The following is an 18,874-nucleotide window of genomic DNA, read 5'->3' as shown; positions in this document are numbered from 1 at the left end:
GGGAGCCTTCATGACGGTGCGGTTCAGTCGGCTGCGCAGCCTGTCCTTTCAGCTGGTTGCGCTGCTGACGCTTGCCCTCTTGCCGCTGGGTCTCATCTCGCTCTACCAGACGCAGGCCGTCCTGGCCGAGGCGCGCAATGTCGGGCGCGCGTCGCTCATGGAACGCACGGTCGCCGCGGCCTCGGAAGAGCGGGAGCTGATTCAGGAAGCGCTGGGTGCCGCGCAGGCGCTCGGCGCTGTCGTGCGTTCGATCGAGCCCGATCAATGCGACGCCGTGATGGAGCGTTTCGTCGAGGCGTTCCCCCAGTCGATCTTTGCCGGATTCGTGAAACCCGACGGACTGCTGGACTGCCAGTCCATGGGCGATCCGATCAGCGTGGCCGACCGGCCCATGTTTGCCAGCATCGTCGAGAATGACGGCCCCTTCGTCGAGGTAAGCCCCGCCGGTGCCATCACCGGCGAGACGGTGATCGTCTCCAGCCTGCCTGTGCGCGATGGCGACACGGTTCTGGGCTACATCATCATCTCGATCCCGCACAGCTATGCCGAGGCCCTGATGCCCACCACCTCGGAAGAGGGGGGCTTCTTCCTGGCCACGATCACGGCCAATGGCAACGTGTTGGCCGCCTCGACCCCGCTGGACGGGGCCGCGCAGCACCTGCCGGCCGGCCGTACGGTGGATGAGCTGGTCAACCGCATCGGGCAGACCTTCATCTCCGAGGCCGGCAATGGCGAGACGCGGCTGTTTGCGGTCAGCCAGATGATCCCGGGCAATGTCGCCGTGGTGGGCAGTCTCGACGTGTCTTCAGCCTTTGACAGCGGTTGGCAAGAACGCAACTGGATGCCGCTGATCTTCCCCGGGCTCATGTGGATCGTCGGGGTTTGCGTGGCCTATTTCGGCGTGCAGCGGCTGGTGATTCGGCACATGTCGGCGCTGCGGCGTGCCATGCGCCAATACGCGCTGGGCAAGCTCAAGGGCGGCCAGCTGGAGCTGGACAACCCGCCGGAAGAGCTGAAGGACACCGAACGCGCGTTCAACAAGATGGTGCTTTTGCTGTCCCATGCCGAGGCGCAGCAGGAACAGGACCTGCGCGACAAGGAGGTGCTGCTGCGCGAGGTGCATCACCGGGTGAAGAACAACCTGCAACTGATCGCCTCGATCATGAACATGCAGGCACGGTCCGCCCGCACGCCTGAGGCGCGGCGCATGCTGGCCAGCCTGCAGCAGCGGGTGCGCGGGCTCGCCATCCTGCACCGAACGCTCTACACCAAGCCGGAGATGGCGACCGTGGACGTGGCCGAGCTGATCGCCGCCATGGTCTCGGATATCTCGGGGCCCTCGGACAATTCCGAGGTCGAGATCCGCACCGACCTCGCGCCGCTGGAGCTGTTCCCCGACCAGGCCGTGCCGCTGTCGATGTACCTGGCCGAGGCGATGACCAACGCGCAGAAATATGTCGGCCATCCGTCCGAGGGCAAACCATGGATCGCCGTGACCCTCTCGGTCGAGGACCGCAAGGCCCGTCTGGTGATCGAGAACAGCGCCGGCACGCCCGTGCGCCCGGCCGAGGACGAGACCCCCAGCGAGGATGGGCTGGGCAACCGCCTGATGCGCGCCTTCGTCAGCCAGCTGGAAGGGCAGGTCAAGGTCGACCGTTCCGAGGCGGGGTTCAGGCTGGAGCTGGTCTTCACCCAGCATGATTTCGCACCCTCCGGTGGCGTCTCCCGCGCAGCCTGACGGTGCGCCCGGCCGGGGGTTTCGCGGCCGGGCGACGTTCGAGTACTGACCGGAAGACATGGATGGAGAGATCATGGCCCGCGGACGAGAGGCACGCACCCCGTTGAACATCCCGCCACGTGGATACCTGGACATTCTCTGGCGCATCTACGGAAAGCTCGGAGAGCGCAATATCGGCCTGCTCGCCGCCGGCATCGCCTTCTACGGGCTGCTCTCGGTCTTTCCGGGAATCACCGCGCTGGTCGCGGTCTCGGGCATGCTGGTCGACCCCGAGATGCTGGTCGAGTTCTCCGACACGGTGGCGACGCTGCTGCCGCCGCAGGCGGCGGACATCCTTCTGGGCCAGCTCGACGACGTGGTCGGCTCGGACCAGAGCAGCCTCAGCCTTGCCGCGCTTCTGGCTACGGGGCTGGCGCTCTTCTCCGCCTCGCGCGCGGTCGAAAATTTCATCGCCGGGCTGAACGTCATCTACGAGGAGAAGGAAGAGCGCGGCTTCTTCATGCTCAAGCTGCTGACCTTGGGGCTGACCCTGGCGATGATGCTGGGGCTGATGGTCTCGGCCATCGTGGTCGCCGCGATCCCGGCGATCGTGGCGCTGGTCAGCCAGAACCCGACCATCGTCAGCGTGCTGATGCTGATCCGCTGGCCGGTCCTCTTCGCATTGGGCGTGGTGGGCATCGCCGCGCTCTACCGGTTCGGCCCAAACCGCAGCGCGGCCCGCTGGCGCTGGCTGACGCCCGGTGCGGCGCTGGCCTGTACGCTCTGGGTGGCCGGCAGCATCGGGTTCAGCCGTTACGTGCAGTCCTTCGGCACCTATAACGAGACCTTCGGCGCGCTGGGGGGCGTGATCGTGCTGCTGACCTGGATGTGGCTGAGCGCCTATATCGTGCTGCTGGGCGCGCAGGCCGATGCCGAGCTGGAGGCGCAGACCCGCCGGGACAGCACCACCGGGCCTGAACGCCCCATGGGCGAGCGCGGCGCGGTCAAGGCCGACACGCTGGGCGAGACGATGGTGGGCGATTGACACGCAAAAGCGCCGCCCGAAGGGGCGGCGCATCTCTCGGCCGAGCTATCGAAACAATCAGGGTCCGGCGCGCGCAGGCGTGACGGTATCGGCCATCACGGCGCCCGATTGCTCGCGCTGCTCGGCATAGGCGCCCGCGGCGGTGACCAGCGCGCGAAAGATGCGGCGCTGGCGATGGGCGTAGAACAGGTGCTCGGGGTGCCATTGCACACCCAGCGCAAAGGGATCGCAGGTGCGTTCGACCGCTTGCACCATCCCGGCCCGGTCGCGCGCCCCGATGCGCAGCCCCTCACCCAGCCGGTCCACCGCCTGCGTGTGCAGCGCGTTGACCCGCATGGGCGTCTCGCCGGCGATGCGGGCAAGATGAGTCTCCGGCTCGATCAGCACGGGGCGGCGGGGCAGGATGGTCTTGATCTTGTCCTCCATCCCGTATGTCTGCCACGCGTCCTGGTCCAGCGTGCCGCCGAGGGCCACGTTCAGCATCTGCGCGCCGCGGCAGATGCCCAGCACGGGGATGTTGCGCTTCAGCGCCTGCTCGGCCAGCTCGCGTTCAAAGGCGTCCCGTTCCGGGTTCAACTGCGCGGCCAGTTCCAGCCGGCCGCCATACAGCTCGGGCGAGATGTCATCGCCACCCCCGATGATGATGCCGTCGACGCTGTCGAGATCCGCGGGGCGACCGGCGCCCCAGCGCGTGCCCCGCCCCCCGGTCAGCCAGAGGTTCAGGTTGACCAGCGGAAAGATGCGCCACCCCGACTTGCGCGACGTGGTGACGCCAATTCTGGGTCGGCTCATGCGCCGGCCTCCTTGGCGGTTTCCTCGAGGATCTCGGAGACGGTGCGCACCCAGTCGCTGCGCCCGTTCATCCACTTGTCGCGGTTGATGCGCCAGGCGGTGCGCAGGCAGCCCATCAGCGCCTTGTCGCCCGCAGCGCATTCCACCTTGCGCCACATCTCCCACGGTTCGGCCAGCGACCAGGCGGGTTCGTCGATGCGGCAATCGGGCAGGCGGAAGTGAAAGGTGGGCCGGGCCGAAGTCTTGCCGGGCGACGGGAAATCCTCGGCAAAACCGTCCGGATCTGCATGGGCAAAGAGCGGCATCAGGTCCAGCCCGTGATTGCGGCTATGGGTGTGGCGCGCATAGATCCGGCGCAGCGCGGTCAGATCCTCGGGTGCCTCGGCCACCAGATCGTCGACCAGCCGCCGCGGCCAGGGGTCGACGAAGGGCAGAAGGCGGCGCGTGCCGTCCAGGTCCCAATGCGCGCGCATCCAGTCCTCGAGCAAGCCGTAGGCCAGGATCGTCGACAGGGTCACCGGATCGTCCGGCGCCACGACGGCTGGGTTCAGGTGGATGCCGAAGCCCAACAGTACGCCGTCACGCGACCCGGTGGCGCCGGCCTGCCGCAGCGCATCGCGCAACGCATCCAACCGTTCCATCCCGTCGGTGTCCAGCGGGGCCGAGATGATCTCGACCGGGACCAGGCCGCGCGCCATGTCCAGCCCCGCATTGACCACGGCCATGTCGGCCTTGCGCAGCGCGGTGTCCAGCTCGATGCCGACATCCCCGATCTCGCTGTCGCGCAGGATGAGGTGGCGCGGCCCGGTCTCGTCGATCGTGCCGCCCAGCAGGCGTTGCGTGACCTCGGCCGCGCCGATTTCGGTCATGCCGCCGAACTCGATCTCGACACCGCACAGCCGCGGGTCTCCGGTCGTCGTGGTGGCGTGGGGCAGCGGCCGAAACGCCGCGGATCGAGGTTCGGTCATGCAGTCACAACGCATCAACATGTTCAGGGGTTCCCGTGCAGGGTCAGGTGGCAGTCTTTGCCGTCTCCGGGACGGTCGTGTCCTCGGCGGGCTCGGCCCCGGGCGTCTCGGCGCCGATCCGTCCGAAGAAGGCGCCGATCCAGATCATGGCCGGCAGCGCGATGATGCTGCCCAGAGGTCCCCAGAGCCAGAGCCCGAAGATGATCGACAGGAACACCGCCAGCGGATTGATCTTGAGCCGCTGGCCCACCAGTGTCGGCGTGGCGAATTGCGCCTCGGTCAGGTTGAGGCAGAGGAACGCCACCGGCGGCAGCACCGACTGGATCCCGGTGAACTGCGTCATGCCGGCGATGGCCAGCGCGCAGATCATCGCGATCGGGCCGAGGTAGAGCAGGAAATTCAGGATAAAGGCGGCAAACCCCCAGAGCATCGGGCTGGGCAGGCCGATCAGCATCATCGCCCCCGCCGTGGCACCGCCCAGGCAGGCGTTGATCATCGTCACGGTGACGAAATAATGCGACACGGCGCGGTCGGCCCGGCGCATATGCGTCTCGAAGCTTGCCAGCTTGTCGTAGATCTCGTCACGGGTCAGCAGGAAGAAGAACAGCGTGCCGGCGAAGATCAGGAACTGGCCCATGAAGTTGGGTGCCAGCCAGAGCGCCTCGATCAGGTTCGGGACCGCGTCCTTGACCGCTTCCTCGCCTTCCTCGGCGATGGTGCGGTCCATGTCGATATCCAGCCCCCGCAACGTGTTCGAGGCCTTGCGGAACCACCATTGTGCCTCGCGCTCGATCTGGGGCAGCACCTGCATCAGCTTGCCGATGATCGGGCCGATGGCCGCGACCATCAGCACGAAGACCCCGATGCTGGCCAGGAGCGCGCCGGTCGCGTTGATGCCGCGCGGCACGCCCATCCTAGCGAGCCGGGTCAGGGGCGGGCCCAGCACGACCGAGCAGACCAGCCCCAGCGCGATGGGCGCCAGCAGGTCCTGCGCCAGACGCAGGGCCGTGATTGACAGCAGGCCCGCGATGATGGCCAGAAGCCAGGTGACCGTGCCCGAGATATGGACGCGCGGCGGCGCGTCGCTGGGGTCACTGCGCTGCATCGTCGGCGAATTCCCGGCGCGCGCTGGACACGCCGGCCTGCATGGCGGCGTCGGTGCGGGTCTTCAGCTGGTCGAGCTCCTCGTGCAGCAGCGCCTCGGCATGCTGGAACAGCTGGTCGCGCTTGGCGCCCATCAGCTGGGTCTCGCGCTTGGTCGAGGGCAAGAGCCCGCCGATCACCGCGCCGATCCCCAGCGCCAGCGCGCCGGTCATCAGAGGCTGATCCTGGTGGCTCTGCCGGGCGCGCGCCTTGATCCGCGCGGCCTGCCGTTCGATGTCGCGCTGCGCCGCGATGGCGCGGCGGCGGGCGTCGATGATACGGGCGCGCGCCTCCGGGCCCAGCTTTTCGAGCCCGGCATCGACCAGCGCCTCGAGATAGTCGGAATCGGGCGGCGTGGGCTGCGCCTCGCGCGCGTTCAGCGCGGCCTCGCGCTGCAGGCTGCGATCGGCGGCCGCGACACGGTCGTCGAAGCCCGGCTCCGTCAGGGGCGGGGCCGTGGGATCGGCATTCGGCCCGTCGCCGCGGCGCGGCTCGGACTTGGTCAGCAGCATGGCCGCCCCGGCGCCGACCAATAGCGCCGCAACCGGGTTGCGGCTGACCGCGCGGGTGACCGTGCCAATCGCGTCATGGCCGAGCGAGGCGGCGCCGGAAACGGCATCCGCGCCGGTGCGCGCGGGGTTCACGGCCTCGGTCAGGCGGCCGAGCGTCCGGCTCAGCTCGCTGCGGTGATGCGCGGCCTTGCGGTCCAGATCATGTGCGTGGGTCTCAGCCATGGGTCATCTCCCGTGCGGATCGAATGTCTTTCTCGATGTTGCGCAGCGCCTGTTCGGGCACGAGCGCATCGGTGTTCAGGCGTTTGCGCCCCATCAGCGCCAGTCCGGCGCAGGCTGCGACCAGCAGCAGCGCCACCAGCGCGGTGGCCGCCAGCGGCGGCAGGCCGAGGGCAATCAGCGCCAGAGCCAGGGCGGCGGCCAGCGCGTGAACCGCGGCCAGCCCGACCAGCGCGGCGACGGCGATCAGGACGGCACCGTGGCGCATCTTGGTCAAGCCGGCGGCGATCTCGCTCCGGGCCAGCGCGGCCTCGGCGCGGATCAGCCCGGTGACATGGGTCATCGCCTCGCCCAGGATGTCCGGCGCGTCGCGCAGGGTCGGATCCGGGTCGGGCTGGGTCACGAGCGGTCCCCCCGTTGGACGACATGCCCGCTCCACGGATCCTGCGTTGGCGCGCGGCGCGCCGTGCTGCCGTCACCGGCCTTCAGGAACCGGGCCGCGGCAAAGCCCGCGAGCGCGGCACCGCCGAGAAACAGCAGCGGGTTGCGTCGTGCGAAATGCGAGACATCCTGCGCCAGCGTGTCGAAATCCACGTCGTTGAGCGAGGCCACGGCCGTGTCGAGCAGGCCCGAGGCCTGCGACAGCGCCTCGGCCTGAAGCGATCCTTCGGGCAGTTCCTCGGCCGCCGCATCGGTGGCCGAGCGCGCCGAGCGCAGCTCGTCCTGCGCGCGGTCCCGGGCCGCGCCGACGGTCTCGTCGGCTTTCTCATGCGCCATGTCGCGGGCATCCCCGGCCACGGCCGAGGCTTTCTCGCGCATCGCGTCGGGCAAGGTGTCGGAGTCTGTCGTCGCCATGATATCTTCCCGTCCGCTTGTTGATCGCGAGGCCCTCATGTGCCGTCCGGCGCCCGTCCCCGCATGTTTGTCGGCTGATCAACGCGGGCTTGGCGGCAAGGGTTCCGACAATCTGTCGCACCTTCCGTGCCCGGACATCCGCGCATGGCTTTATCCCTGCCACAAAGCCGCTTATGCAGAGAGCAGTGACCGGAGAGGCGACCGCCCCGCCCGGTGCCATCTGCGCCGCGCGGCCCGCGGCGCCCGGATCGGGGGAGATCATGGCAGACCTGAAACCCAACAGCTTCAAGGCCGCGCTGCGCCGGATGGAGGTCCAGCATGGCATCTGGTGCGCCCTGCGCGACCCGCTGGCCGCCGAGATGCTGGCCACCTGCGGCTATGACTGGATGCTTTTCGACTGCGAGCATGCGCCGAACGACGTGGCGAGCGTGCTGTCGCTGCTGCAGGCTGTCGCGCCGCACCCGGTCAGCCCGCTGGTCCGGCCTAGCCACCTGAACGCGGCCGAGATCAAGCGCCTGCTGGATATCGGCGCGCAGACGCTGCTGATCCCCTACGTGCAGACCGCCGAGGAGGCGGCAGAGGCGGTCGCCGCCGTGACCTACCCGCCGGCGGGCATCCGCGGCGTGGCCGGGCTGACGCGGGCGACAGGCTACGGGCAGGTCGCCGGTTACCATGCCACCGCCCGCGACGAGATCTGCCTGCTGGTGCAGGTCGAGACCGAGGCCGCGCTTGCCCGGATCGACGCCATCGCCGCGGTGCCGGGGATCGACGGCATCTTTGTCGGCCCGGCCGATCTGGCCGCCAGCATGGGCCTGCCCGGCCAGCCCGGCGCGCCCGAGGTCAAATCTGCCGTCCTCTCGGCGATCAAGCGGATCCGCGGTGCGGGCCAGCCGCCCGGCGTGCTGACGCTGGACCCGGTCTTTGCGCGGGAATGCATCGATGCCGGCGCGGTCTTCGTGTCCTGCGACCTGGACATGGCGGCGATGCGCAAGGGGCTGACGCGCACGTGACCGCGGCGTCGGGGCTCTGGCGCGGAGCGCCGGCCCGTGCCATGCAGGGCGCAGGATGACTTGGTTTCGCTTTCGCCTTCTGCCCGCCGCGTTGCTCTGGCTCTGCGGGCTCGCGCTGTCGCTGCCGGCCCGGGCCGAGCCGGTGACCGTCTTCGCCGCGGCCAGCCTCAAGACCGCGCTGGACGCCGTGGCAAAGGGCTATGCCGCGCAGACGGGCACGCAGGTCACGCTGTCCTACGCGGGCTCTTCGGCGCTGGCGCGACAGATCCAGTACGGCGCGCCGGCCGATCTCTACATTTCGGCCAACACGCTGTGGATGGACGTGCTCGACCGCGACGGGCTGCTGGTACCGGGCACGCGGGTCGACCTGCTCTCGAACCGGCTGGTGCTGATCGGGCCGGCGGGCGCCGGGCCCCTGCCGCCCGATGAGATCGCCACCTCGCTGGGCCAGCGCCGGCTGGCCATGGCGCTGGTCGACGCCGTGCCGGCGGGGATCTACGGCAGGGCGGCGCTGGAGTCGCTGGGCCTTTGGGGCGAACTGTCGGATCGCGTGGCGCAGGCCGACAATGTCCGCGCTGCGCTGGCGCTGGTGGCCCTGGGCGAGGCGCCGCTGGGCATCACCTATGCCACTGATGCGCAGGCCGAGCCGCGCGTCGCGGTGCGCCATGTCTTTGCCGCCGACACCCACCCGCCGATCCGCTACCCGGTCGCGGCGCTGCGCGAGGGGGCCGATGTGGACGCCTTCCTTGCCTACCTGCAGGGAGAGTCGGCCGCCGCAATCTTTGCCGCGCAGGGCTTTGCCGTGCTGGAGCGGCCCTGAGCCATGGGCTGGCTCGGCCCCGAGGAATGGCGCGCCGTGGCCCTGTCGCTGCGCGTCTCTTTCTGGGCGACGCTGGTCGCCCTGCCGCTGGGCCTGTTCACCGCCTACGCGCTGGCGCGCTGGCGTTTCCCCGGCAAGCAGTTGCTCAACGGGCTGGTGCACTTGCCGCTGATCCTGCCGCCCGTGGTGACGGGCTACCTTCTGCTGGCGGTGCTGGGCACGCGGGCGCCGCTGGGTGCCTTCCTGCAGGACCTGGGCATCACCTTCGCCTTTCGCTGGACAGGGGCCGCGCTGGCGGCTGGGATCATGGGCTTTCCGCTGATGGTGCGCGCCATGCGCCTGTCGATCGAGGCGGTGGACACGCGGCTGGAAGAGGCCGCCGCCACGCTGGGCGCCTCGCGCGGCGTGGTCTTTGCCACCGTCACCCTGCCGCTGATCCTGCCCGGCGTGCTGACCGGGGCGATCCTCGCCTTTGCCAAGGCGATGGGCGAGTTCGGGGCCACGATCACCTTCGTCTCGAACATTCCCGGCCAGACCCAGACGCTGCCCTCGGCGATCTATGCCTTCCTGCAGGTGCCCGGCGGCGAGGCGGCCGCGCTGCGGCTGGTGCTGGTCGCCGTGGCCGTGGCGATGAGCGCGCTTCTGCTGTCGGAATGGCTGTCGCAGCGCGTCGCGCGCAGGATCGCGGGCACATGAGCGGCGCGCAGGATCGCGGGCTGGACGTCGCGCTGGATCACCGGCTGGGTGATTTCCACCTGCAAGCGGAATTTTCCGCAACCGAGGGGCTGACCGTGCTCTTCGGCCGTTCGGGTTCGGGCAAGACGACGCTGGTCAATGCGGTGGCCGGGCTGTTGCGGCCGCAAAGCGGGCGCATCGCGGTCGACGGCACGGTGCTGGTCGATACCGCGCGGGGCATCTGGCGCCCGCCGCATCGCCGCCGCGTTGGCTATGTCTTTCAGGATGCACGTCTTTTCCCGCATCTCACCGTGCGGCAGAACCTGCTCTACGGGCGCCGCTTCGCCCCGTGCGAAGGCGCGCCGCGCCTTGACGACGTGGTCGGGATGCTGGGGATCGGGGCGCTGCTCTCCCGCCGCCCTGCCGCCCTGTCGGGGGGCGAGAAGCAGCGCGTCGCCATCGGCCGGGCGCTGCTGGCCAACCCCGCGTTGATCCTGGCCGATGAGCCGCTGGCCGCGCTGGACGAGCCGCGCAAGGCCGAGATCCTGCCCTATTTCGAACGCCTGCGCGAGGTCACCCGCACCCCCATCCTCTATGTCAGCCACGCCCCGGGCGAGGTGGCGCGGCTGGCCTCGACCGTCGTCGTGCTGGAGGCGGGCCGCGTGATCCGCTGCGGCCCCGCGGCCGAGGTGCTGAGCGATCCCGCCGTGACCCCGGCGGGCATCCGCGGCGTGGGTGCCGTGCTGCAGGCCCGCATCCGCACCCATCACGAGGACGGGCTGACCGAGCTGGAGGCGGGCGGCCAGCGCCTGTTCCTGCCCCGCGTGGCGCAGGCGCCGGGCACGCTGGTCCGGGTGCGCGTGGCGGCGCAGGACGTCATCCTGTCGCGCGAGGCGCCACGCGGCCTGTCGGCGCTCAACATCCTGCCCGGCCGCATCGACGCGGTGCGCGCGGGCGAGGGGCCGGGCGCGCTGGTCACGCTGGACACGGCGGCCGGCCGCATCCTTGCCCGGGTCACGCGACGCTCGGCCGAGGCGCTGGGGCTGGCGCCCGGAACCCCTTGTCATGCCGTGATAAAAACCGTCTCGATCGCGCGCGAGGATGTCGGGGCGGCGGCGCCGCGGCAAAGCTCTTGAAGCGCTGCGGGGCGACGCTAATTCCGCGTCATGAAAAATGCACTGATCATCGGCGCCAGCGGCGGGATCGGCCGTGCGCTGGCCACGGCGCTGCGGGACGAGGGCACGCTGGTCACCGGGCTTGCGCGCTCGACACATGGGCTGGACCTCACCGACGAGGCCAGCATAAAGCGCTGTTTCTCGGCGCTGGACGACACGTATGACCTGATTTTCGTGGCGACCGGCGCGCTCGAGATCGACGGCGGCGCGCCGGAAAAGGCGCTGTCCGCGCTGACGCCCAAGGCGATGATGGACCAGTTCGCGCTGAACGCGGCCGGCCCCGCGCTGGTGTTGAAACATGCTGTGCCGTTGCTGCCGCGCGACCGGCGGGCCGTCTTCGCGGTGCTCTCGGCGCGCGTGGGCTCGATCGGGGACAACCGGCTGGGCGGCTGGTACAGCTACCGCACCGCCAAGGCGGCGCTGAACCAGCTGATCCACGGTGCCGCGGTCGAACTGGGGCGCACCCACAAGGAGCTGATCTGCGCCTGCCTGCATCCCGGCACCGTCGCGACCGCCTTTACCGAGAAATATCTGGGCCGCCACCCCTCGGTCACGCCGGACCACGCGGCCGAGCGTTTGATCAATGTCATCAAGGGGTTGGAGCCGGCCGACAGCGGCGGCTTCTACGATTATGCCGGCAAGGAGATCCCGTGGTGAGCCGGCTTGTCCTGGTGCTGGGCGACCAGCTGTCCGAGGGGATCGCGGCGCTTAAACAGGCCGACCGCGCGCATGATATCGTGGTCATGGCCGAGGTCGCGGACGAGACCTCCTACGTGCAGCACCACCCCAAGAAGATCGCCCTGATCCTGGCCGCCATGCGCAAGTTTTCCCAACACCTTCAAGAGGATGGCTGGGATGTGCGCTATTCGCAGCTGGACGATACCGAGAATACCGGCTCGATCCCGGGCGAGCTTTTGCGGCGCGCCGACGAGACCGGCGCCTCCGAGGTGATCGCGACCGAGCCGGGCGAGTGGCGGCTGATCGAGGCGCTGCAGGACATGCCGCTCAAGCTGCACATGGTCGAGGATGACCGTTTCGTCGCCTCGCATGACATGTTCGAGCGTTGGGCCAAGGGGCGCAAATCGTTGCGGATGGAGTATTTCTATCGAGAGATGCGCAAGCGTACCGGCTTGCTCATGGATGGCGAAGAGCCCGAGGGCGGCAAGTGGAATTTCGACCATGACAACCGCAAGCCTGCCCCGGACGAGATCGATTTCGGCGGTCCGATGCAGTTCACCCCCGACGCGGTCACCGAGGAGGTTCTGGACCTTGTCGAGGCGCGTTTCGGCAACAGTTTCGGGCAGTTACGCCCGTTCCACTTTGCCACCGAGCCGGGGCAGGCGCGGCGCGCGCTGACGCATTTCGTGAAACATGCGCTGCCGGAATTCGGCGATTACCAGGACGCGATGCTGGACGACAATCGCTTCCTCTATCACTCGCTGCTCTCGGCCTACATGCATATCGGGTTGCTGGACCCGCTGGAGGTCTGCCAGGCCGTTGAAGAGGCGTACAAAAACGGTGACGTGCCGATCAACGCGGCCGAGGGGTTCATCCGCCAGATCATCGGCTGGCGGGAATATGTGCGCGGTATCTATTTCCGCGAAGGTCCCGACTATCCGCGCCGCAACAAGTTGAATCAACAGCGAAAACTTCCGCCGCTCTACTGGGGCGCCGAGACGCGGATGCGCTGCGTGGGCCAGGCGGTGCGGCAGACCGAGGAAGAGGCCTATGCCCACCATATCCAGCGATTGATGGTGACGGGGAATTTCGCGCTGCTGGCCGGGATCGACCCGTTCGAGGTGCATGAGTGGTACCTGCGGGTCTATATCGACGCGTTCGAATGGGTCGAGGCACCCAACACGGTGGGAATGAGCCAGTTCGCCGATGGCGGGATCATCGCCTCAAAGCCTTATATTTCCTCGGGAAATTACATCCACAAGATGTCGGATCATTGCGGGCAGTGCCACTACCGGGTCAAGGACAAGACCGGCGCGCAGGCCTGCCCGTTCAACCTGCTTTACTGGCATTTCCTGGATCGCCATCGCGAGCGCTTTTCGGGCAATCCGCGGATGGGCCAGATGTACGCGACATGGGACCGGATGAGCGAGGAAAAGCGGCGGACCGTGCTGTCCGAGGCCGAGGATTTTCTCGAACGGATGAGCGCGGGCGAGACGGTGTAGGCCTGTCCGTTTCGTACGTTTCGGGCAGGGATTTCGCCGAAACGCGTGTTCGGTAACGGCTTCTTCAGATTTTCGCGTCAGTCTGGCGGTATCGCGACCGCGGCATGCGGGCCCGGCCCATGGGGCAGGGCGGGCTAGCAGACGGGGCGCGCGGTCACTCAGCGGGGTCGGTTGCCTCCTCGGCGGGCGCGGGGCCGTCGGGCGTCTCGGGCGTATCCTGTGCCTCGGCCTCGGGATCGGTCACCTCGGTCGGGCGGGCGAGCGCGCCGTTCAGCCATTCGCCCGTGGCCTGTTCGCCGCTGGCATAGCGCATCGTGCCCTCGCCCTGCCGCTTGCCATTGCGGAAGGTGCCTTCGTAGACGTCGCCATTGGCGTAGACGGCAATACCTTCGCCGTTGATCTCGCCGCGCACCCAGTCGCCCTCGTAGCGGAAGCCGGTGGGCATGGCGATGGCGCCCTCGCCATGGCGCTGGCCCTCGCGGAACTGGCCCTCGTAGACGGTGCCGTCGGGATAGACCGCGCGGCCGGTGCCGTGGCGCTGCCCGTCCTGCCAGTCGCCCTCGTAGCGGTAGCCATCGGGATAGGTCATGACGCCGAACCCGTCATTGCGGGCATTCTCGAAGCTGCCCTCGTAGACCATCCCGTTGGGATAGGTGGCGATGCCCTCGCCCTGGATCACGCCGTCGACCCAGTCGCCGGCGTAGGTGGCGCCGTCGGGATAGGTGATCTTGCCGGTGCCATTGGCGAGATCGCCCTTGAACTCGCCCTCGTAGACCGAGCCGTCGGGATAGGTGACCTTGCCCTGGCCCTCGATCTGGCCGGTGATCCAGTTGCCTTCGTAGCGGTAACCATCCGTGCCGATGAACGTCCCCTCGCCATGGCGCTGGTCGTTGTTGAACTCGCCCTCGTAGATGTCGCCATTCTCGTAGGTCACCTTGCCGCGCCCTTCGCGGCGGCCGTCGACCAGCTGGCCCTCGTAGATGTCGCCATTGGGCTGGACCAGCCGGCCGCGCCCGTCGATCTGCCCCTCGCGCCAGGTGCCTTCGTAGACCAGGTCGTCGGGCATGGTCAGCTTGCCCTCGCCGTCGCGCTCGCCATCGGCGACCTGGCCCTCGTAGACCGAACCGTCGGGATAGGTGATCGTGGCGCGGCCTTCCTTGACCCCGTTCACCCACTGCCCGTCATAGACATAGCCGTTGGGCGCGGTCATCACGCCGCGGCCGTGGTGCAGCGCGTTGCGGAAGGAGCCTTCGTAGCGCACGCCATTGGCATAGACCGCGACGCCCTGTCCGGTGATCTTGCCGTCCAGCCACGTGCCCTCATAGGTGCCGCCATCGGCGAAGATGATCTTGCCCACGCCCTCGGGCTTGCCCTTGGCGAACTGGCCCTCGTAGACCGAGCCGTTGGGGAAGCGCGCAACGCCCTCGCCCTTGATCTCGCCCTCGACCCATTCGCCGGTATATTCGTAGCCATTGGGCAGCCGGTAGGTGCCGGTGCCGTGCTGCAACCCGTTCTGGAACGTGCCCTCGTAGACCCCGCCATCATCGTATTGCTTGGTCTGGACCTCGCCTTCTTCCTGCGCGAGCGCGGCGAGACCCATGAAGGCCACGACGGCAGCGGTGACGGTACCAGCGATTTTCATGCCATTGACTGTCCGGTTGCGCGGTTTTCTCTTGTCTTGACAAAGACTAGAGGAGCCGGGGCACAGGGGCAATCTCTTTCCCCGCCGCGCCGATCATCCGCGCGGACGGGCCGCCGACCGGGGCGGCCGGCGCTAGTCGGCGGGGCCGAGATAGCGGAAATCGGCGAACAGCCCCTCCTGCACGGTGCCGTCGGCATGGGTCAGCCGGCCGCGCCCGGTGGCGGTGCCGGCGGTGAACCGGCCCGCATAGACCGCGCCGTCGGGAAAGGTGAAACGCCCGGTGCCGTGCCACGTGTCGGCGCGGAATTCGCCTTCGTAGATGCCGCCATCGCCCAGTGTCTCGCGCCCGGTGCCATGGCGCTGGCCGGCCTGCCAGTCGCCCGTGTAGACATAACCGTCATCGCCGCGCAGGGTGCCCTTGCCGTGCCGCTTGTCATCCGCGAAGCTGCCCTCATAGGTGCTGGTCGCGTAGAAGGCCCGGCCGGTCCCGTTGCGCAGGCCACCGACCACGTGGCCTTCGTAGGTGATCGCGCCGGTCGCGTCGATGATCCGGCCATAGCCCTGCAAGGCGCCGTCACGGAAGGCGCCTTCGTAGCGGCTCTTTCCGTCGGGAAAGAGGATCACGCCTTGGCCATGGGGTTTGCCGCCCGACATCTCGCCCTCGTAGACGGCACCGCTGGGATAGGTCTTGGACGCGGCCTCGGCGGGGGTGGCCGCGATCGCGCTGCCCAGCAAACAGGCGGCAAGCAGACAGGCGGGCACGCGGGGGCGGGGGCTGTGCATGGCGGGTTTCCCGGTTCTTTCAGGCACTTCCACATGACCGTAGGCGCTTGGCGGGGGCAAGGGCGAAACCGCTTCGGGCCGCTTGGGCTTTCATCCCCGGCCGCTTCTGCTATGTCGCCGGAGAGATGCAGAGAAGGGGCGCAGCGCGATGACCGACCGGTTCCGCCTGACACTGGCACAACTGAACCCCGTGGTCGGCGACCTTGCCGGCAATGCCGCCAAGGCGCGCGACGCCTGGGCGCAGGGGCGCGATGCGGGCGCCGACCTCGTGGCGCTGCCCGAGATGTTCATCACCGGCTACAACGCGCAGGACCTGGTGATGAAGCCCGCCTTCCACGCCCATGCGATCGAGGTGATCGAGGCGCTGGCGCGGGACTGTGCCGATGGCCCGGCGCTGGCCGTGGGCGGGCCCTGGATCGAGGGCACCGAGCTTTTCAACGCCTACCATGTCTGCCGCGGCGGGCGCGTGGTCAGCCGGGTGCTCAAGCATCACCTGCCCAACGAGACCGTGTTCGACGAGGTGCGCATCTTCGACAGCGGGCCCGTCGCCGGGCCCTATGCGGTGGGCGACACGCGCATTGGCTCGCCCATCTGCGAGGATGCCTGGCATGAGGACGTGGCCGAGACGCTGGCCGAGACCGGGGCGGAGTTCCTGCTGGTGCCCAACGGCTCGCCCTATTACCGCGGCAAGTATGAGACGCGGCTGAACCACATGGTGGCCCGCGTGGTCGAGACCGGCCTGCCGCTGGTCTACCTGAACATGGTGGGCGGGCAGGACGACCAGGTCTTTGACGGCGGGTCCTTCGTGCTGAACCCGGGCGGGCAGATCGCGGTGCAACTGCCGGTCTTTGACGCGGTGGTGACTCATGTGGACCTTGAGCGCGGGGCGGATGGCTGGCGGGCGATGAACGGGCCGTTCACGCCCCATCCCGACGCCTGGGAGCAGGATTACCGCGCCATGGTCGAGTCGCTGCGCGACTATTGCGGCAAGACCGGCTTCGGCCGCGTGCTGCTGGGCCTGTCCGGCGGCATCGATTCCGCGCTGGTCGCCACGATCGCGGTGGATGCGCTGGGCGCCGAGAACGTGCGCTGCGTGATGCTGCCCTCGGAATACACCTCGCCCGCCTCGCTGGAGGATGCCGAGGCCTGCGCCAAGGCGCTGGGCTGCCACTATGATTACGTGCCGATCGCCGAGTCGCGCGCGGCGGTGACGGCCACGCTGGCGCCGCTCTTCGCGGGCCGGGCCGAGGACCTGACCGAGGAAAACCTGCAGTCGCGCCTGCGCGGGCTGCTGCTGATGGCGCTGTCCAACAAGTTCGGAGAGATGCTGCTGACCACCGGCAACAAGTCCGAGGTGGCTGTGGGCTATGCCACGATCTACGGCGACATGGCCGGCGGCTACAATCCGATCAAGGATCTCTACAAGACCCGCGTCTTCGAGACCTGCCGCTGGCGCAACGCCCAGCACCGCGACTGGATGGCCGGCCCGGCAGGTACGGTGATCCCCGAGCGGATCATCACCAAGCCGCCCTCGGCCGAGCTGCGCGCCGACCAGAAGGACAGCGACAGCCTGCCCGACTACCCGGTGCTGGACGCGATCCTCGAGATCCTCGTGGATCGCGACGGCTCGATCGAGGATTGCGTGGCCGCCGGGTTCGACCGGGCCGATGCGAAGAAGGTCGAGCACCTGCTCTATATCAGCGAGTACAAGCGGTTCCAGTCGGCGCCGGGCGTGCGGCTGACGCCGCGGGCCTTCTGGCTCGACCGGCGCTACCCGATCGTGAACCGCTGGCGCGATCCCGGCGGGACGGGCTGAGGAATACCCGACCCGGCAAGGGCGTTACAGGGCGCCGAAAGCGTGGCATACTGGCGGCCGATTGCCTTGCAAACGGTTGCCGCCATGATTGATACACGATCCCTTTCCTGCCTGTCCTCCGCGATTGTGGCCCTTGTGCTGGGGCTGGCCGGCCCGGCCGCGGCCCAGCAGGCCCAGCCGCTTCAGGTGGTGGAGACCCCGTTCGAGATGCGCTTCACCCCCGGCATGGACCTGCCGCGCGTCTCCTCGGCCGAGGAGGGGTGGACGAATTTCACCAGCGAGCAGAGCCACATGGGGGCGTTTGCGGTCTCGCCCGATGGCGCCTATGGCTGGGCGCGGGGCTACCTGAGCATCGATTATGCCAAGCGCGAGGCGCTGAAGGTCTGCGGCCGGCACGCGCCCGATTGCGAGATCTACGCGGTGATGGCGCTGGAGGGGGTCCGCGACGAGTTGGCGCTGGTCGCCACCTCGACGGTGCTGGACGGGGTCGAGCGGATGAAGACCGTGACCGGGCCCAAGGCGCTGGCCGTGTCGATGGACGGGGCCTGGGGGCTGGGCTGGGACGGTGCGGGGTTCGAGGCCTCGGCCCGCCGGGCGCTCGCGGAATGCAGCAAGCATGTGCCCACGCCGACGCCGCCGGGCGCCGAGTGCCGGGTGGTGGAGCCGGTGGCGTTCAGACCGGCGGCGCCGCAGGGCCGTCTGCCCTTCGAGCAGACCGGACGGACGGAACGCCCGGGCGCCGAGTCCTGAGCCTGCGCGGGGAAGCCGCTTCGAAGCGGCTTGGTTCAAGCGGTTTGCAAACCGCTTGGCAAACGCGTTCCGAACGCGTTTTCCGAAGGGCCTTCCCGCAGACCCTACCGGCAGTAGCTGCCGCCGCGGTGGCGCGCGGTGTCGAAGTGGAAATGATCCTTGTGGAACCGGTCCGATTCGGGGCCCAGCACCGTGCCGAAGGGGCCGCAGGCGGCCGCGTGCATCTTGCGCAGCGCCGGACCGTCGCGCTTGGTGTTCCAGCCTTCCAGCACCGAGATCGAGGTGCCGTCCACCAGCCGGATCAGCGAGATGTCGATCGCGCGGCCGCGCCCGTGCTCGGAGAGTTTCGCCCCCTTCTGGTGGTTGCGCGTGCGGCAGGCGTAATGCGCCGCCACCCGCAGGCGAGAAATTCCACCGCCGCGCGTACCGATGGCCGGTTTGGCGCCGGTGTCCAGCCAGGTCTTGAGCGCCTTGGCCGTGGTGCAGTCGATCAGCGCCGCCTGGCTGAGCTGCACGTCACCCACGGCCCGCAGCCGCACCGCGCTGTCGATCCCGCAGGCGCCGCGCCCGTCCACCGGGCCGGCCACCTCGCCCACCAGCATCGGGTCGCCGCAAAGCCCGCCGCCCTCGGGCGCCGCCGCCTCGCGGCCCAGCGTCCGGTTGAGCAGCGACATGGCGCCGGTTTCGCCGAGATCGGGCCGCTCGGCCCGGTTTCCACAGGCGGCCAGCGCAAGCGCGGCACAGAGCACAAGGGCGGTCTTTCTCACGGGAT

19 protein-coding genes are annotated in these 18,874 nt (G+C 68.9%); 10 read left to right on the top strand and 9 right to left on the bottom strand.

Annotation, left to right across the window (positions count from 1 at the left end; translation table 11 throughout):
* Window positions 1–10 precede the first annotated feature (10 nt).
* On the top strand, window positions 11–1,738 hold the full coding sequence (locus tag AVJ23_RS11970) for a sensor histidine kinase (RefSeq protein WP_058862425.1): 1,728 nt from the start codon (window positions 11–13) through the stop codon (window positions 1,736–1,738).
* A 73-nt stretch (window positions 1,739–1,811) separates the two neighbouring features.
* The gene (locus tag AVJ23_RS11965; RefSeq protein WP_058862541.1) at window positions 1,812–2,762 is read left to right on the top strand and encodes a YihY/virulence factor BrkB family protein; all 951 of its coding nucleotides are present in this window, start codon (window positions 1,812–1,814) and stop codon (window positions 2,760–2,762) included.
* A 57-nt stretch (window positions 2,763–2,819) separates the two neighbouring features.
* On the opposite strand, the gene AVJ23_RS11960 is transcribed toward AVJ23_RS11965, so the two are convergent.
* From AVJ23_RS11960 to AVJ23_RS11935, 6 genes are read right to left on the bottom strand one after another with little or no spacing between them, the layout of a single operon-like run.
* Complete coding sequence (locus tag AVJ23_RS11960) at window positions 2,820–3,554, bottom strand: gamma-glutamyl-gamma-aminobutyrate hydrolase family protein (protein WP_058862424.1); 735 nt, start codon at window positions 3,552–3,554, stop codon at window positions 2,820–2,822.
* A complete protein-coding gene (locus tag AVJ23_RS11955) occupies window positions 3,551–4,522 on the bottom strand; it encodes an amidoligase family protein (protein ID WP_058862423.1) in 972 nt (323 codons plus the stop codon). Before AVJ23_RS11955 ends, AVJ23_RS11960 begins: the two co-directional genes overlap by 4 nt.
* 43 nt (window positions 4,523–4,565) lie before the next feature.
* A complete protein-coding gene (locus AVJ23_RS11950; protein ID WP_084794521.1) occupies window positions 4,566–5,627 on the bottom strand; it encodes an AI-2E family transporter in 1,062 nt (353 codons plus the stop codon).
* Window positions 5,614–6,399 carry a hypothetical protein gene (locus AVJ23_RS11945; RefSeq protein ID WP_058862422.1) on the bottom strand — a complete coding sequence of 262 codons (786 nt, stop codon included), beginning with the start codon at window positions 6,397–6,399 and terminating at the stop codon, window positions 5,614–5,616. The genes AVJ23_RS11950 and AVJ23_RS11945 overlap by 14 nt, the downstream gene beginning before the upstream one ends.
* On the bottom strand, window positions 6,392–6,799 hold the full coding sequence (locus AVJ23_RS11940; protein WP_058862421.1) for a phage holin family protein: 408 nt from the start codon (window positions 6,797–6,799) through the stop codon (window positions 6,392–6,394). Before AVJ23_RS11940 ends, AVJ23_RS11945 begins: the two co-directional genes overlap by 8 nt.
* Window positions 6,796–7,251 (bottom strand): hypothetical protein, encoded by a 456-nt coding sequence (locus AVJ23_RS11935; RefSeq protein WP_058862420.1) that lies wholly within the window; start codon window positions 7,249–7,251, stop codon window positions 6,796–6,798. Before AVJ23_RS11935 ends, AVJ23_RS11940 begins: the two co-directional genes overlap by 4 nt.
* A 260-nt stretch (window positions 7,252–7,511) precedes the next feature.
* Here AVJ23_RS11935 and AVJ23_RS11930 point away from each other — a divergent pair, with 260 nt between their 5' ends.
* The 6 genes from AVJ23_RS11930 to AVJ23_RS11905 are packed head-to-tail and all read left to right on the top strand — an operon-like array spanning window position 7,512 to window position 13,111.
* The gene (locus tag AVJ23_RS11930) at window positions 7,512–8,261 is read left to right on the top strand and encodes an HpcH/HpaI aldolase family protein (protein ID WP_058862419.1); all 750 of its coding nucleotides are present in this window, start codon (window positions 7,512–7,514) and stop codon (window positions 8,259–8,261) included.
* Window positions 8,262–8,316: 55 nt separating this feature from the next.
* A complete protein-coding gene (modA, locus tag AVJ23_RS11925; protein ID WP_058862418.1) occupies window positions 8,317–9,081 on the top strand; it encodes a molybdate ABC transporter substrate-binding protein in 765 nt (254 codons plus the stop codon).
* A gap of 3 nt (window positions 9,082–9,084) precedes the next feature.
* A complete protein-coding gene (modB, locus tag AVJ23_RS11920; RefSeq protein ID WP_058862417.1) occupies window positions 9,085–9,777 on the top strand; it encodes a molybdate ABC transporter permease subunit in 693 nt (230 codons plus the stop codon).
* Window positions 9,774–10,892, top strand: a complete 1,119-nt coding sequence (gene modC / locus AVJ23_RS11915; RefSeq protein ID WP_058862416.1) for a molybdenum ABC transporter ATP-binding protein — start codon at window positions 9,774–9,776, stop codon at window positions 10,890–10,892. Before modB ends, modC begins: the two co-directional genes overlap by 4 nt.
* A gap of 30 nt (window positions 10,893–10,922) precedes the next feature.
* Window positions 10,923–11,588 carry an SDR family NAD(P)-dependent oxidoreductase gene (locus AVJ23_RS11910; RefSeq protein ID WP_058862415.1) on the top strand — a complete coding sequence of 222 codons (666 nt, stop codon included), beginning with the start codon at window positions 10,923–10,925 and terminating at the stop codon, window positions 11,586–11,588.
* Window positions 11,585–13,111: a cryptochrome/photolyase family protein gene (locus AVJ23_RS11905; protein WP_205626855.1), complete on the top strand. Its 1,527-nt coding sequence runs from the start codon at window positions 11,585–11,587 to the stop codon at window positions 13,109–13,111. Before AVJ23_RS11910 ends, AVJ23_RS11905 begins: the two co-directional genes overlap by 4 nt.
* A gap of 154 nt (window positions 13,112–13,265) precedes the next feature.
* On the opposite strand, the gene AVJ23_RS11900 is transcribed toward AVJ23_RS11905, so the two are convergent.
* Window positions 13,266–14,753 carry an MORN repeat-containing protein gene (locus tag AVJ23_RS11900; protein ID WP_058862413.1) on the bottom strand — a complete coding sequence of 496 codons (1,488 nt, stop codon included), beginning with the start codon at window positions 14,751–14,753 and terminating at the stop codon, window positions 13,266–13,268.
* A gap of 132 nt (window positions 14,754–14,885) precedes the next feature.
* On the bottom strand, window positions 14,886–15,515 hold the full coding sequence (locus AVJ23_RS11895) for an MORN repeat-containing protein (RefSeq protein WP_169795940.1): 630 nt from the start codon (window positions 15,513–15,515) through the stop codon (window positions 14,886–14,888).
* Window positions 15,516–15,684: 169 nt separating this feature from the next.
* On the opposite strand from AVJ23_RS11895, the gene AVJ23_RS11890 reads away from it, so the two are divergent.
* Window positions 15,685–17,352 carry an NAD+ synthase gene (locus AVJ23_RS11890; RefSeq protein WP_058862411.1) on the top strand — a complete coding sequence of 556 codons (1,668 nt, stop codon included), beginning with the start codon at window positions 15,685–15,687 and terminating at the stop codon, window positions 17,350–17,352.
* An 84-nt stretch (window positions 17,353–17,436) separates the two neighbouring features.
* Window positions 17,437–18,102: a hypothetical protein gene (locus AVJ23_RS11885; protein ID WP_157772670.1), complete on the top strand. Its 666-nt coding sequence runs from the start codon at window positions 17,437–17,439 to the stop codon at window positions 18,100–18,102.
* Window positions 18,103–18,206: 104 nt separating this feature from the next.
* On the opposite strand, the gene AVJ23_RS11880 is transcribed toward AVJ23_RS11885, so the two are convergent.
* The gene (locus tag AVJ23_RS11880; protein WP_367576928.1) at window positions 18,207–18,869 is read right to left on the bottom strand and encodes an extensin-like domain-containing protein; all 663 of its coding nucleotides are present in this window, start codon (window positions 18,867–18,869) and stop codon (window positions 18,207–18,209) included.
* Window positions 18,870–18,874 lie beyond the last annotated feature (5 nt).

The organism is Pseudoponticoccus marisrubri (assembly GCF_001482405.1).
In the GTDB taxonomy this organism is placed as follows: domain Bacteria; phylum Pseudomonadota; class Alphaproteobacteria; order Rhodobacterales; family Rhodobacteraceae; genus Pseudoponticoccus; species Pseudoponticoccus marisrubri.
Note: the sequence above shows the minus strand (reverse complement) of the source record. Positions and strands in the feature narration are given on the sequence as shown.

What these genes read in the sequence shown, in the direction of transcription:
- AVJ23_RS11970 (WP_058862425.1), top strand. Translation starts at nt 11, where the DNA reads ATGACGGTGCGGTTCAGTCGGCTGCGCAGCCTGTCCTTTCAGCTGGTT.
- AVJ23_RS11965 (WP_058862541.1), top strand. Translation starts at nt 1,812, where the DNA reads ATGGCCCGCGGACGAGAGGCACGCACCCCGTTGAACATCCCGCCACGT.
- AVJ23_RS11960 (WP_058862424.1), bottom strand. Translation starts at nt 3,554, where the DNA reads ATGAGCCGACCCAGAATTGGCGTCACCACGTCGCGCAAGTCGGGGTGG.
- AVJ23_RS11955 (WP_058862423.1), bottom strand. Translation starts at nt 4,522, where the DNA reads ATGACCGAACCTCGATCCGCGGCGTTTCGGCCGCTGCCCCACGCCACC.
- AVJ23_RS11950 (WP_084794521.1), bottom strand. Translation starts at nt 5,627, where the DNA reads ATGCAGCGCAGTGACCCCAGCGACGCGCCGCCGCGCGTCCATATCTCG.
- AVJ23_RS11945 (WP_058862422.1), bottom strand. Translation starts at nt 6,399, where the DNA reads ATGGCTGAGACCCACGCACATGATCTGGACCGCAAGGCCGCGCATCAC.
- AVJ23_RS11935 (WP_058862420.1), bottom strand. Translation starts at nt 7,251, where the DNA reads ATGGCGACGACAGACTCCGACACCTTGCCCGACGCGATGCGCGAGAAA.
- AVJ23_RS11930 (WP_058862419.1), top strand. Translation starts at nt 7,512, where the DNA reads ATGGCAGACCTGAAACCCAACAGCTTCAAGGCCGCGCTGCGCCGGATG.
- modA (WP_058862418.1), top strand. Translation starts at nt 8,317, where the DNA reads ATGACTTGGTTTCGCTTTCGCCTTCTGCCCGCCGCGTTGCTCTGGCTC.
- modB (WP_058862417.1), top strand. Translation starts at nt 9,085, where the DNA reads ATGGGCTGGCTCGGCCCCGAGGAATGGCGCGCCGTGGCCCTGTCGCTG.
- modC (WP_058862416.1), top strand. Translation starts at nt 9,774, where the DNA reads ATGAGCGGCGCGCAGGATCGCGGGCTGGACGTCGCGCTGGATCACCGG.
- AVJ23_RS11910 (WP_058862415.1), top strand. Translation starts at nt 10,923, where the DNA reads ATGAAAAATGCACTGATCATCGGCGCCAGCGGCGGGATCGGCCGTGCG.
- AVJ23_RS11900 (WP_058862413.1), bottom strand. Translation starts at nt 14,753, where the DNA reads ATGAAAATCGCTGGTACCGTCACCGCTGCCGTCGTGGCCTTCATGGGT.
- AVJ23_RS11890 (WP_058862411.1), top strand. Translation starts at nt 15,685, where the DNA reads ATGACCGACCGGTTCCGCCTGACACTGGCACAACTGAACCCCGTGGTC.
- AVJ23_RS11885 (WP_157772670.1), top strand. Translation starts at nt 17,437, where the DNA reads ATGATTGATACACGATCCCTTTCCTGCCTGTCCTCCGCGATTGTGGCC.